Origin of the sequence: Bacillus cereus group sp. N12 (assembly GCF_016483575.1) — a bacterium.
GTDB lineage: Bacteria > Bacillota > Bacilli > Bacillales > Bacillaceae_G > Bacillus_A > Bacillus_A toyonensis.
Genome location: NZ_JAEHBO010000004.1, coordinates 62,823 through 75,154, shown reverse-complemented (window position 1 = coordinate 75,154; position 12,332 = coordinate 62,823). Strand labels below are relative to the sequence as shown.

Genomic DNA, 12,332 nt, shown 5'->3' with positions numbered 1-12,332 from the left:
ATGCATTACCCTTGCCTGTTATGCTGTCTACAAGGTGGACTGTATAACAGGCAAAAATATATGATTCAAAAAGCTATACAAGTGATATTGTTGTAAAAAATATTTCGAATTGATGGTAGAGATTAAATATATGAACCTGGTTATATATTGGTGGGTTTTAAAATAATTGTTTAAAGAACTCTAGTCTATTCGTTTTAATTACAGCTTCACTTTATACAAAATAAAGGAGAATTATATGCCAGAAGGAAAAATTGTAAAAGCTTTAAGTGGATTTTATTATGTACAACATGAAGAAGGGATTACACAATGTCGTGGGCGTGGTGTATTTAGAAAAAATAAAATTACACCACTTGTAGGAGACCAAGTCGTTTTTCAAGCAGATAACCCAACGGAAGGCTACGTGCTTGAAGTATTTGATCGAAAAAATGAACTTGTTAGGCCTCCTATTGCTAATGTGGATCAAGCAATCCTTGTTTTCTCTGCAGTAGAACCAGATTTTAATCCTGGACTGTTAGATCGATTTTTAGTGCTGATTGAATATCATAACATTAAGCCGATTATTTGTATTAGTAAGATGGATTTAGTGGATGAAAAGATGCGAGAAACCGTTGAAGCTTATGCAAATGATTATCGTGAAATGGGTTATGATGTATTATTTACTTCTATAAATACATCGGAAAGTATTGCTATTTTAAAACCATTTTTAGAAGGTTGTGTTTCTGTCGTTGCTGGCCAATCAGGTGTTGGGAAATCTTCGATGCTTAACGTATTACGTCCGGATTTAGAACTAAAAACAAATGATATTTCCTCACATTTAGGACGCGGAAAACATACGACAAGACACGTGGAATTAATTGCAGTTGGAAGTGGACTTGTTGCGGATACACCTGGTTTTAGTTCACTTGATTTCATAGATATAGAGGTAGAAGATCTTACATATTGTTTTCCTGAGTTGAAAGAAGCGAGCCAATACTGTAAATTTAGAGGGTGTACACATCTTTCTGAACCGAAATGTGCGGTGAAAGCTGCGGTTGAAGAAGGAAAGATTACAGAATATCGTTATAAGAATTACCAACAATTCGTAGAAGAAATTAGAGAGAGAAAGCCGAGGTATTAGTTATGATTAAAATTGCACCATCGATCTTATCAGCAGATTTTTCAAAATTAGGGGAAGAAATTAAAGATGTAGAAAAAGGCGGAGCTGATTACATTCATGTCGATGTAATGGACGGGCATTTTGTACCGAATATTACGATTGGGCCATTAATTGTAGAAGCGATCCGTCCGATTACATCATTACCGTTAGATGTGCATTTAATGATTGAAAATCCTGATAACTATATCCCAACTTTCGCGAAAGCGGGAGCGGATATTATTACTGTTCATGTAGAGGCGTGTCCTCATTTACATCGTACAATTCAGTTAATTAAATCTCATGGCATTAAAGCAGGGGTTGTATTAAATCCACATACGCCAGTTTCGGTGATTGAGCATGTGTTAGAAGATATAGATATGGTATTACTTATGACGGTGAATCCTGGATTTGGTGGACAGAAATTTATCCATTCTGTATTACCGAAAATTAAACAAGTTGCAGAAATGGTTAAAGAGCGAAATCTAGAAGTCGAAATTGAAGTTGATGGTGGTGTCAACGCTGAAACGGCAAGACTTTGTGTTGAAGCAGGAGCAAATGTACTTGTAGCTGGATCAGCGGTATACAATCAAAAAGACCGCGGTGAAGCGATCCGTATCATTCGTGGATAATGAATGAACAGATCCCTATCCTAGTGAAGTTTCGGGTTTAGTAAGACTTCACTATTTAGACAGGATAGAGCGAAAAATATGTAAAAAGGCAATCTACCGAATGGCAGATTGCCTTTTTACAATAGAAGGGGAAGGAAAAATGATTATTCATATTTTAGCAGGAGGCCCTGCAGAATATTGCGCAGATTTTTCTCGATATGAAAATGAAGAAGTAGTGTGGGCGGCGGTTGATAGAGGAGTGTACCATTTACTAAAAAGAGGGATTACTCCATCTGTTGCGTTCGGAGATTACGATTCAGTAACTGAAGAAGAATTAGTATGGATGGGACAGCAAACAGATGAATTACATATTGTTCCACGAGAAAAAGATCAAACGGATTTAGAGATTGCAATTAGTTGGGCTTTAGAACAGAAACCCAAATTAATTCGTATTTTTGGTGCAACTGGTGGGCGGTTGGATCATGGTTTAGCAAATATACAGATGCTTTTAAAGGGTTTAGAAGCAAAAGTGGAAATGTGTATTGTGGATAATAAAAATGAAATAATGGTGAAAAAAGTTGGTACATATACAATTGGAATAAATAAAAATTTCCCCTATGTATCATTTGTGCCAGTTACTGAAAGTGTAGAAGGTATTACACTACAAGGATTTAAGTACCCTCTTACTAATAAAACGATAGAGTGGGGATCGACACTTTGTATTAGTAATGAACTCATTGAGGAAAAAGGTACTTTTTCATTCGCATCTGGCATATTAATGATGATAAGAAGCACTGATTGAAGAAACAATTTTGCTCCTTGCATCATATAGTGGGCAAGTGGAGTAAAGGGGATTAGGAGGGAAACCATGAGATTTTATACAATTAAGTTACCTAAATTTCTTGGTGGAATTGTTCGTGCGATGTTAAACACCTTCAAAAAAGACTAAAAAAAGCACCGATAATAGGTGCTTTTTCCATTGGCATAGTAAAAAAAGAGCCTAGCGGCTCTTTTTTTTATTATTAAACACGTTCGATTTTGCCAGATTTTAATGCTCTAGCAGAAACGTAAACACGTTGAACTTTACCGTCGATGCGTACGCGAACTTTTTGAAGGTTAGCGCCCCATTTACGTTTTGTAGCGTTCATTGCGTGAGAACGAGAGTTACCAGAACGAGCTTTTCTTCCAGTGATAGCACAAACACGAGCCATTTATATTTCCCTCCCTTGACACCTTACCATACGTAATTTTTCAATGTTAGTCTTTTTTGCGATGCTAAAAACACTACTATAATTTAACACAACTAAAAAGAGAATGCAACACTGTAGAAAAAAGAAATCAAGAAAAATTACTTGACACTATATGTAAGTGAAGAAAAGTTGAAATCAAGAAAATTTGCTTGACATATTATAGTGGTACATGTTGTATAATAACAATGGACTATTTTGCTCATCATAGAAAAGTGTAGTATAAAACATAAAATATGAGAGTGAAAAGAAAGAACGATGGAATTTTCTTTGAAAAGATTATATGATAGTAACTAAAGTAGTCTAGCTCACTTTCACCATTTATGAAGGGGGAAACGAGATGTCAATTGAAATTAAAACGAAGTACGGTCAAATTGATATTAGTACAGATGTAATTGCAACAATTGCTGGAGGTGCCGCGGTAGATTGCTACGGTATCGTAGGTATGGCATCAAAAAATCAGTTAAAAGATGGATTAACAGACATTTTACGAAAAGAAAACTTCACTAGAGGTGTTATTGTTCGTAAAGATGAAGATGAAGTACATATTGATATGTATATTATTGTGAGCTATGGTACGAAAATTTCAGAAGTAGCACATAACGTGCAGACGAAAGTGAAATATACATTAGATCAAACTGTAGGACTAGCAGTAGATTCTGTAAACATCTACGTACAAGGAGTTAAAGTAATAAACTTGTAATGTGCATTAAGGAGGAAAATCTGTGTCAATTCAAAAAATTGATGGGAAACGTTTATCACAAATGATCATGCAAGGAGCGAATAATTTAACAAATAATGTTCAGCTTGTTGATGCATTAAACGTATTTCCAGTTCCAGATGGCGATACCGGTACAAACATGAACTTATCAATGACTTCAGGCGCACGTGAAGTGAAAGCAAATCCTTCACAGCACGCTGGTAAAGTCGGTGTAAGTTTAGCCAAAGGATTATTAATGGGAGCTCGTGGTAACTCTGGTGTTATTTTATCTCAGTTATTCCGTGGTTTTTCAAAATCCATTGAACAAAAAGAAGAATTAACAACAGTTGATTTTGCTGCAGCTTTAGATGCTGGGGTAGAAGCGGCTTACAAAGCGGTTATGAAACCGATTGAAGGAACGATTTTAACGGTTGCAAGAGAAACGGGTAAATATGCAGTGACAGTTGCGAAAAAACAGCGCGACTTTGTTTTGTTTATGGAAGACGTTGTGAAAGAAGCCAATGCATCGTTAAATCGTACGCCAGATTTATTACCTGTATTAAAACAAGTTGGCGTTGTAGATAGCGGTGGTAAAGGTCTTGTTGTTGTATATGAAGGATTTTTAGCTGACTTAAAAGGAGAAACAATTTCTTCTGATGTGTCTGCCCAACCATCTATGAATGACATGGTACGCGCAGAACATCACCGTAGTGTACAAAGCCAATTGAGTACAGAAGATATAAAGTATGGATATTGCACGGAATTCATGGTGAAATTAGAGCCTGAAAAAATGAAGGAACATAATTTCTCTGAACAAAAATTCCGTGAAGATATTAGTGTATACGGAGATTCACTACTTGTTGTATCAGATGATGAGGTTGTTAAGGTTCATATTCATGCGGAACATCCTGGAGATCCTATGAATTATGGGCAACGCTATGGTAGTTTAATTAAGATTAAAGTAGAAAATATGCGTGAACAGCATACCGCTTTATTAGATGAACCTACTATGGTTCCTGAGCAAACAACTCAATCGAAAGAAAAACAACCATATGGTATCGTAACTGTAGCTATGGGATCTGGTATTAAAACTTTATTTGAGAGCATTGGTGCAACGAAAGTAATCGAAGGTGGCCAAACGATGAATCCGAGTACGGAGGATATTGTGAAGGCGATTGAAGAGGCGAATGCTGAAAAAATCATCATCTTACCAAATAACGGAAACATCGTGATGGCAGCAGAACAAGCAGCGTCAGTTGTTGATCAAGAAGTTATTGTTATTCGTTCAAAAACAGTTCCTCAAGGTATGGCTGCAATGTTAGCATTTAATCCAGTTGGAACGTTAGAAGAAAATGAAGAAAACATGAAAGAAGCTTTATCTCATGTGAAAACGGGTCAAATTACGTATGCTGTTCGTGATACGGAAATTGACGGTGTAGCAATTCAAAAAGACGATTTCATGTGCATTGCAGATGGAAAAATCGTATCAACAAATGCTGAAAAAGTAGGAGCTGCAAAGCAATTATTAGAAGCATTGATTGATGAAGAGTCTGAAATCGTAACGATTCTACAAGGTGAAGATGCAACTGATGAAGAAGTAGCTGAGTTAGTTGCATTTGTAGAAGAGAAATTTGAAGATGCTGAAGTAGAAGTACATGCTGGGAATCAACCGGTGTATTCTTTCATCTTCTCTGTAGAATAAAAAAGATTCGTTTTGAAAATAAATGGATCACTTACTTGCTAATGGATCAGAAGTAGTAATGTGAACGTTATTACTAGTTTTTATTCAAAAGGCTAGCATATGGAATAAAGAAAAGAGCCTTGCTGCTAATAGTGAGGCTCTTTTTTACTTGTTGTGTATAAGGGATTTGAGTAGTTTCTCTTAGAATGCCTATGATAGAATATATAAGGTGAAAGATAGCGATTGCAGATGTTAATTGATACTCAAATAGAGTGTAACAAAGAAAATAATGTGACGGAGTGTGAGAATCTTGAATGAAGTTGTACAAGTTCCTGTTACAGATGTAAAGGGAATCGGAGGAGAAACATCTGAATTACTACACGAGATGGGAATTTATACAGTTTCTCATCTATTAGAGCATTTTCCGTACCGTTATGAAGATTATGCGATGAAAGATCTTGCTGAAGTAAAGCATGATGAGCGTGTAACAGTTGAAGGGAAAGTTCATAGTGCTCCGTTACTACAATACTATGGTAAGAAAAAATCACGTCTTACAGTTCGTGTTCTCGTCGGTCGTTATTTAATTACGGCTGTATGTTTTAATAGACCTTACTATAAGCAAAAGTTAAATTTGGATGAAACGGTAACGATTACTGGTAAATGGGATCAACATCGTCAAACAATTGCTGTATCAGAGCTTCATTTTGGACCGGTTGTTCGTCAACAAGAAGTAGAGCCTGTATATTCAGTGAAAGGAAAGCTTACAGTAAAACAGATGCGCCGTTTTATTGCACAAGCGCTAAAGGAGTATGGAGATTCTATAGTCGAAGTGCTACCAGATGGTTTGTTAAATCGGTATAAATTATTACCACGTTATGAAGCACTCAGGGCGTTGCATTTTCCGGTAGGGCAAGAAGATTTAAAGCAAGCTCGTCGCCGTTTTGTATATGAGGAGTTTTTCTTATTTCAGCTAAAAATGCAAACACTAAGGAAAATGGAGAGAGAAAATTCAAAAGGTACGAAGAAGGAAATCCCGTCAACAGAATTACAAGAATTTATCGATGCACTTCCGTTTCCGTTAACTGGTGCACAGCGCCGGGTTGTAGATGAAATTTTAAAAGATATGACATCTCCTTATCGGATGAACAGGCTGTTGCAAGGTGACGTTGGTTCTGGGAAAACAGTTGTTGCTGCGATTGGTCTCTATGCCGCAAAATTAGCTCATTATCAAGGTGCTTTAATGGTTCCTACAGAAATTTTAGCCGAACAACATTATCAGTCGCTTGCGGAGACGTTTTCTCATTTCGGTATGACGGTTGAACTGTTAACGAGTTCTGTTAAGGGTGCGAGACGTCGGGAAATTTTGGCGAGATTAGAGCAGGGAGAAGTAGATATCCTTGTTGGGACGCACGCTTTAATTCAAGATGAAGTTATATTTCATAGGTTAGGTCTCGTTATTACCGATGAACAGCATCGATTTGGTGTAGCGCAGCGCCGGGTTTTACGTGAGAAAGGTGAAAGTCCAGATGTATTGTTTATGACGGCAACCCCAATTCCGCGAACGTTAGCTATTACGGCATTTGGAGAGATGGACGTTTCTATTATCGATGAAATGCCAGCTGGTAGAAAGGTAATCGAAACGTATTGGGCAAAACATGATATGTTAGACCGTGTTCTCGGCTTTGTGGAGAAAGAGATAAAAAAAGGAAGACAGGCATATGTTATTTGTCCTCTTATTGAAGAGTCTGAGAAACTTGATGTACAAAATGCTATCGATTTACATAGTATGCTGACTCATCATTATCAAGGTAAGTGCCAAGTTGGATTAATGCATGGGAGACTATCATCTCAAGAAAAAGAAGAGATAATGGGACAGTTTAGTGAAAATAAAGTGCAAATTCTTGTTTCGACAACAGTTGTTGAAGTAGGTGTGAATGTACCAAATGCGACTGTTATGGTTATTTATGACGCGGAGCGTTTCGGTTTATCGCAGCTTCATCAGCTCAGGGGGCGTGTTGGGCGTGGTAGTGAACAATCATATTGCTTATTAATTGCAGACCCGAAATCAGAAACAGGAAAAGAAAGAATGCGTATTATGACTGAAACAAATGATGGATTTGTATTGTCAGAAAAAGATTTAGAGTTACGAGGTCCTGGGGATTTCTTTGGAAGTAAGCAAAGTGGTCTACCAGAATTTAAGGTTGCTGATATGGTACATGATTATCGGGCGTTAGAAACAGCGAGACAAGATGCGGCGATACTAGTTGATTCAGAAGCGTTTTGGCATAATGATCAGTATGCTTCGTTGCGTACTTATCTTGACGGAACAGGTGTGTTCCAGGGAGAGAAGCTCGATTAAAAGTAGTCTGCAAAAGTTTTTGTTGCATTCTACTTTTAATGATTATATACTACTGTTAGTACCTAGTCATAAAAATGGATGGTGCGGTATGAAAAAGAGAAGAAGTAAAAAAGAAAGACAAGAATTATTACAACAAACAATAGAAACGAATCCTTTTATAACGGATGAAGATTTAGCAGAAAAATTTCAAGTGAGCATACAGACTGTTCGTCTGGATCGTATGGAGTTATCTATTCCTGAATTGAGAGAACGAATTAAGCATGTGGCTACAAAACAACATGAAGAAGACGTGAAATCTTTACCGTTAGAAGAGGTTGTCGGAGAAATTATCGATATAGAATTAGATAGACATGCGATATCTATCTTTGAAGTAAAGGTAGAACATGTATTTAAAAGAAATCAAATTGCTCGTGGGCATCATTTGTTTGCGCAAGCAAACTCACTAGCTGTTGCAGTTATTGATGAAGAATTAGCTTTAACTGCAAAGTCTACCATTCGATACATTCGTCCTGTAAAATTAGGAGAACGTGTAGTTGCAAAAGCGCGCGTTGAAGATGTAGAGAATGATAAAGGACGGACGGTTGTCAAAGTGCGTAGCTTTGTTGGAGAAGAACTTGTTTTTACAGGCACTTTTGAAATGTATCGATCTAGTAATAATAGTGAGGAAGGTAACAACTTATGAAAATCGCAATAGATGCAATGGGCGGAGATCACGCTCCAAAGGCTGTAGTATTAGGAGCAATGAAAGCTATTAAGGAATATTCAGATTTACATATTACGTTAGTAGGGAAAGAAGCAGAAATCCGTCAATACTTAACGAGTGAAGAGCGAATTACTATCCTTCATACAGACGAAAAAATTGAATCGACAGATGAGCCAGTAAGGGCGGTTCGTCGAAAAAAACAAGCTTCAATGGTACTAGCAGCGCAGCAAGTGAAAGATGGTATTGCAGATGCTTGTATATCAGCAGGTAGTACAGGGGCTTTAATGGCAGCAGGATTATTTGTTGTCGGTCGTATGGAAGGAATTGAACGACCAGCTTTATCACCGACAATGCCAACTGTTGATGGAGAAGGTTTTGTTATGTTAGATGTTGGAGCAAACGTTGATGCAAAACCAGTTCATTTATATCAATATGCAGTGATGGGTTCTGTTTACGCAGAGAAGGTAAGAGGAATTAAAAACCCTCGTGTTGGACTTTTAAATGTTGGAACAGAGGATGGAAAAGGAAACGAGCTTTCAAAACAGGTCTTTGCTATGCTCAAAGATGCACCAATTAATTTTGTTGGAAACGTTGAATCAAGAGATTTATTGCAAGGTGTAGCAGATGTTGTTGTGTGTGATGGTTTTACAGGGAACGTAGCTCTAAAATCACTAGAAGGAACCGCGCTTGCGCTATTCTCTATGTTAAAAGAGCAATTAATGAGTTCGTTTACGAGCAAATTAGCAGCAGCGGTATTAAAACCAAAACTTATGGTATTAAAAGATAAAATGGATTATTCGGAGTATGGAGGAGCGGCATTGTTTGGATTGAAAGCTCCTGTCATTAAGGCTCACGGTTCTTCAAATGACCAATCGATATTTAGTGCGATTCGTCAAACGAGAGAAATGGTAGCGAAAGAAGTAATTCCTACAATTTCAAGTGTAATGGAGAAGGAGCCGCTTCAATAAGAGGAGGATTTGAAATGGGAAAAATAGCATTTCTTTTTCCGGGCCAAGGTTCACAGGCAGTTGGAATGGGTAGACAGTTAGCGGAGAATAATAACGAGGTTGCGAAAGTGTTTGCGAAAGCAGATGAGGTGTTACACGATTCACTTTCAGAGGTGATTTTTGAAGGGCCGCAGGAAAAGCTTACATTAACGACAAATGCACAACCTGCATTATTAACAACGAGTTTTGCTATTTTGACAGCTTTGAAAGAGTATGACATTACACCTGATTTTGTAGCAGGACATAGTTTAGGTGAATATAGCGCTCTTGTGGCAGCTGGTGCTATAACTTTTGAAGATGCTGTATATGCTGTAAGAAAACGTGGCGAATATATGGAAGAAGCCGTTCCTGGTGGGGAAGGGGCAATGGCAGCTATTTTAGGTGCTGATCCAGATATGCTGAAACGAGTTACAGAAGAAGTAACAAGTGAAGGGTATGCAGTACAGATTGCAAACATGAATAGTACGAAGCAAATTGTAATTTCTGGAACAAATCAAGGGGTAGAACTTGCTTCTCAAAGAGCGAAAGAAAATGGTGCTAAAAGAGCAATTCCGCTTAAAGTAAGTGGACCATTTCATTCCTCTCTTATGAAGCCAGCTGCTGAGAAGTTTCAAAGTGTGTTAGATGAAATTACAATTCAGGATACGAATATTCCTGTTATAGCAAATGTTACAGCAGATGTTATTACACGTGGTGCAGATATTCAAGAGAAGCTAATTGAACAACTGTATTCACCTGTATTATGGTACCCATCTATTGAAACTATGGTGAAACAAGGTGTGGATATATTTATTGAAATTGGACCTGGAAAAGTACTTGCTGGGCTTATGAAGTCGATTGATTCATCAGTGAAAGCATATGCCATATATGATGAAGCGACATTAAAAGATACCATTTCAAATTTGAGAGGAGAAAACTGATGTTAAAAGGGAAAGTAGCATTAGTAACTGGTGCTTCACGTGGAATTGGTCGCGCGATTGCAATCGATTTAGCGAAACAAGGGGCAAATGTAGTAGTAAATTATGCTGGTAATGAACAAAAGGCGAATGAAGTAGTAGATGAAATCAAGAAATTAGGTTCAGATGCAATTGCGGTAAGAGCAGATGTTGCAAATGCTGAAGATGTTACAAATATGGTGAAACAAACAGTAGATACATTTGGACAAGTCAATATTCTTGTAAATAACGCTGGCGTAACAAAAGATAATTTATTAATGCGTATGAAAGAAGAAGAATGGGATACAGTTATTAATACAAACTTAAAAGGTGTATTCTTATGTACAAAAGCAGTATCTCGTTATATGATGCGCCAACGTCATGGTAGAATAATAAATATTGCTTCTGTTGTTGGTGTTGTAGGAAATCCAGGGCAGGCTAATTATGTTGCTGCTAAAGCTGGTGTAATTGGATTAACAAAAACATCAGCAAAAGAATTAGCAAGTCGAAATATAACTGTTAATGCAATTGCTCCTGGATTTATTGCAACTGATATGACGGACGTATTAGATGAAAATATAAAAGGTGAAATGTTAAAAGTTATTCCGGCTGCACAGTTTGGTGAAGCGCAAGATATCGCGAATGCTGTAACGTTTTTTGCTTCGGAGCAAAGCAAATATGTTACAGGACAAACGTTAAATGTTGATGGCGGAATGGTAATGTAATAAAAGAATCGATTTCATCTAGTTTTTTTGGACAATATTTAATATAATATTTGAGGGGAGGTGAATGGAATGGCAGATGTTTTAGAGCGTGTAACAAAAATCATCGTTGATCGTTTAGGTGTAGAAGAAACTGAAGTAGTACCAGCTGCAAGCTTTAAAGAAGATTTAGGCGCAGACTCCCTAGATGTAGTAGAACTTGTAATGCAATTAGAAGATGAATTCGAAATGGAAATTTCTGATGAAGATGCTGAAAAGATTGCTACTGTTGGCGATGCTGTGACTTACATAGAGAGTCATCTATAATGCTTAAGTGAAGTCCCGTTATTTAGCGGGGCTTTCTCGGCTTATATCTGGAGGGACCTATGCCGTACCGAAAATATAGAGAAAAAAAATACGAAACAAAATATCGTGAAGCGTTTAAAGTGTTTCAAGAAAAGATAGGTATTACGTTTACAGATGAAAAATTATTGACTCAAGCATTTACGCATTCATCGTATGTGAATGAGCATCGAAAAAAACCGCATGAAGACAATGAGCGTCTCGAATTTCTTGGAGATGCAGTATTGGAACTTACTGTATCGCAGTATCTGTTTCAAAAATATCCGACAATGAGCGAAGGAGAGTTAACAAAACTACGTGCAGCTATTGTATGTGAGCCATCTCTTGTTCGTTTTGCAAATGAGCTGTCATTTGGAAGCCTTGTTTTATTAGGGAAAGGTGAAGAAATGACAGGTGGACGTGAACGACCAGCTTTATTAGCGGATGTCTTTGAAGCGTTTATTGGTGCCCTTTATCTTGATCAAGGGCTAGAAACAGTTTGGGGATTCTTAAAAGAAATTGTGTATCCGAAAATTAATGAAGGTGCTTTTTCTCATGTGATGGATTATAAGAGTCAATTGCAAGAATTGATCCAGCGTGATGGTAGTGGCAACATTGAGTATCAAATTTTGCAAGAAAAAGGACCAGCCCATAATCGAGAATTTGTGTCACGTGTTACATTAAATAATGTAGCGTTAGGTCTTGGTAGTGGTAAGTCGAAAAAAGAAGCAGAGCAACAAGCTGCTGCAGAAGCATTGAAAAAATTAAAAGAACAACTATAAGGAATCCCCCTTTGAATAGGGGGATTCCTTATGCATAGAATGAAACTTTTCTTTTGTAGATAAATGAAAGGAAAGTAAATCCGTATTATAGCTTGGTTTCGTACAGACAACGTATATAACAACGGAGAATAG

The 12,332-nt window shown here is 37.3% G+C and carries 14 protein-coding genes; 13 read left to right on the top strand and 1 reads right to left on the bottom strand.

The annotated features are described in order from the left end of the window. Positions 1-235: 235 nt before the first annotated feature. From rsgA to spoVM, 4 genes are all read left to right on the top strand, one after another. A complete protein-coding gene (rsgA, locus tag JDS92_RS03575; protein WP_001113944.1) occupies positions 236-1,117 on the top strand; it encodes a ribosome small subunit-dependent GTPase A in 882 nt (293 codons plus the stop codon). 2 nt (positions 1,118-1,119) lie between these two features. After that, positions 1,120-1,764, top strand: coding sequence for a ribulose-phosphate 3-epimerase (gene rpe / locus JDS92_RS03570; protein ID WP_000589965.1), 645 nt, complete (start codon positions 1,120-1,122; stop codon positions 1,762-1,764). Between the two features lie 100 nt (positions 1,765-1,864). Beyond that, a complete protein-coding gene (locus JDS92_RS03565) occupies positions 1,865-2,545 on the top strand; it encodes a thiamine diphosphokinase (protein WP_002039429.1) in 681 nt (226 codons plus the stop codon). Between the two features lie 66 nt (positions 2,546-2,611). Then, the gene (gene spoVM / locus JDS92_RS03560; protein WP_001213599.1) at positions 2,612-2,692 is read left to right on the top strand and encodes a stage V sporulation protein SpoVM; all 81 of its coding nucleotides are present in this window, start codon (positions 2,612-2,614) and stop codon (positions 2,690-2,692) included. Between the two features lie 73 nt (positions 2,693-2,765). On the opposite strand, the gene rpmB is transcribed toward spoVM, so the two are convergent. Next, a complete protein-coding gene (gene rpmB, locus JDS92_RS03555; protein WP_000124776.1) occupies positions 2,766-2,954 on the bottom strand; it encodes a 50S ribosomal protein L28 in 189 nt (62 codons plus the stop codon). A 376-nt stretch (positions 2,955-3,330) separates the two neighbouring features. Here rpmB and JDS92_RS03550 point away from each other — a divergent pair, with 376 nt between their 5' ends. The 9 genes from JDS92_RS03550 to rncS all read left to right on the top strand — a co-directional run bounded on the left by JDS92_RS03550 (position 3,331) and on the right by rncS (position 12,200). Continuing rightward, entirely contained in the window at positions 3,331-3,693 is a 363-nt protein-coding gene (locus tag JDS92_RS03550) for an Asp23/Gls24 family envelope stress response protein (RefSeq protein WP_000021109.1), read from the top strand. A 22-nt stretch (positions 3,694-3,715) separates the two neighbouring features. Further along, positions 3,716-5,392: a DAK2 domain-containing protein gene (locus tag JDS92_RS03545; RefSeq protein WP_000027119.1), complete on the top strand. Its 1,677-nt coding sequence runs from the start codon at positions 3,716-3,718 to the stop codon at positions 5,390-5,392. Between the two features lie 289 nt (positions 5,393-5,681). Then, positions 5,682-7,730, top strand: coding sequence for an ATP-dependent DNA helicase RecG (gene recG / locus JDS92_RS03540; RefSeq protein WP_001006879.1), 2,049 nt, complete (start codon positions 5,682-5,684; stop codon positions 7,728-7,730). Positions 7,731-7,818: 88 nt separating this feature from the next. Beyond that, positions 7,819-8,412 carry a transcription factor FapR gene (gene fapR, locus JDS92_RS03535; RefSeq protein ID WP_000747351.1) on the top strand — a complete coding sequence of 198 codons (594 nt, stop codon included), beginning with the start codon at positions 7,819-7,821 and terminating at the stop codon, positions 8,410-8,412. Beyond that, positions 8,409-9,401 carry a phosphate acyltransferase PlsX gene (plsX, locus tag JDS92_RS03530; RefSeq protein ID WP_000684090.1) on the top strand — a complete coding sequence of 331 codons (993 nt, stop codon included), beginning with the start codon at positions 8,409-8,411 and terminating at the stop codon, positions 9,399-9,401. Before fapR ends, plsX begins: the two co-directional genes overlap by 4 nt. A 14-nt stretch (positions 9,402-9,415) precedes the next feature. Beyond that, a complete protein-coding gene (gene fabD, locus JDS92_RS03525; protein ID WP_061529569.1) occupies positions 9,416-10,360 on the top strand; it encodes an ACP S-malonyltransferase in 945 nt (314 codons plus the stop codon). Next, entirely contained in the window at positions 10,360-11,100 is a 741-nt protein-coding gene (fabG, locus tag JDS92_RS03520) for a 3-oxoacyl-[acyl-carrier-protein] reductase (protein WP_199631503.1), read from the top strand. The genes fabD and fabG overlap by 1 nt, the downstream gene beginning before the upstream one ends. Before the next feature lie 69 nt (positions 11,101-11,169). Continuing rightward, entirely contained in the window at positions 11,170-11,403 is a 234-nt protein-coding gene (gene acpP, locus JDS92_RS03515; RefSeq protein WP_000786062.1) for an acyl carrier protein, read from the top strand. A 59-nt stretch (positions 11,404-11,462) separates the two neighbouring features. Further along, on the top strand, positions 11,463-12,200 hold the full coding sequence (gene rncS, locus JDS92_RS03510) for a ribonuclease III (RefSeq protein WP_001146877.1): 738 nt from the start codon (positions 11,463-11,465) through the stop codon (positions 12,198-12,200). Positions 12,201-12,332 lie beyond the last annotated feature (132 nt).